An 875-nucleotide genomic window follows, 5' to 3' on the forward strand; every position below is an offset into this window, starting at 1 on the left:
TGGAGAAGACCCCCGACGCCGATATCCTGCGCGAGATGATCGGCTTTGCCGCCGAGCGGCTGATGGAGCTGGAGGTGGGCACGGCGACGGGCGCCGGCTATGGCGAGAAGAGCGCGCTGCGGACCGCCCAGCGCAACGGCTATCGCGAGCGCGACTGGGAGACGCGGGCCGGAACGGTCGAGCTGCGCATCCCCAAGCTGAGGAAGGGCTCCTACTTCCCCAGCTTCCTGGAGCCTCGCCGCATGGCCGAGAAGGCGCTGACGGCCGTCATCCAGGAGGCCTACGTCCAAGGCATCTCGACCCGCTCGGTCGACGACCTGGTTAAGGCGATGGGCATGAGCGGCATTTCCAAGAGCCAGGTGTCGCGGCTGTGCGAAGAGATCGACGGCAAGGTGAAGGCCTTCCTCGAACGCCCGATCGAAGGTGACTGGCCGTATGTTTGGATCGATGCCACCTACCTCAAGGTGCGCCGCGGCGGCCGCATCGTCTCGGTCGCCGTCATCATTGCCGTGGGCGTCAACAGTGACGGCCGGCGCGAGGTGCTGGGCATGGAGATCGGCACCTCGGAGGCCGAGCCGATCTGGACGGAGTTCCTGCGCAAGCTCACCCGGCGCGGCCTGCGCGGGGTCAAGCTCGTCGTCTCCGACGCTCATGAAGGCATCAAGGCAGCGGTCTCGAAGGTGCTGTGCGCCACCTGGCAACGCTGCCGGGTCCACTTCATGAGGAACGTGCTGGCGCATGCCGGCAAGAGCGGCCGCCGCGTCGTCTCGGCCTTCATCGCCACCGCCTTCGCCCAGGAGACGGCAGAGGCCGCAAGCGTGCAATGGCGCGCCGTGGCCGACCAGATCCGGCCCAAGGTGCCGAAGCTCGCCACC

At 67.8% G+C, this 875-nt stretch carries 1 protein-coding gene; it reads left to right on the forward strand.

Annotated elements, in window-relative coordinates; genetic code table 11:
• Positions 1–875: IS256 family transposase (locus RFM41_RS34075; protein ID WP_320319361.1), on the forward strand; the 875-nt coding region annotated here is incomplete at both ends.

The organism is Mesorhizobium vachelliae (assembly GCF_033977325.1).
Classification (GTDB): domain Bacteria; phylum Pseudomonadota; class Alphaproteobacteria; order Rhizobiales; family Rhizobiaceae; genus Mesorhizobium; species Mesorhizobium vachelliae.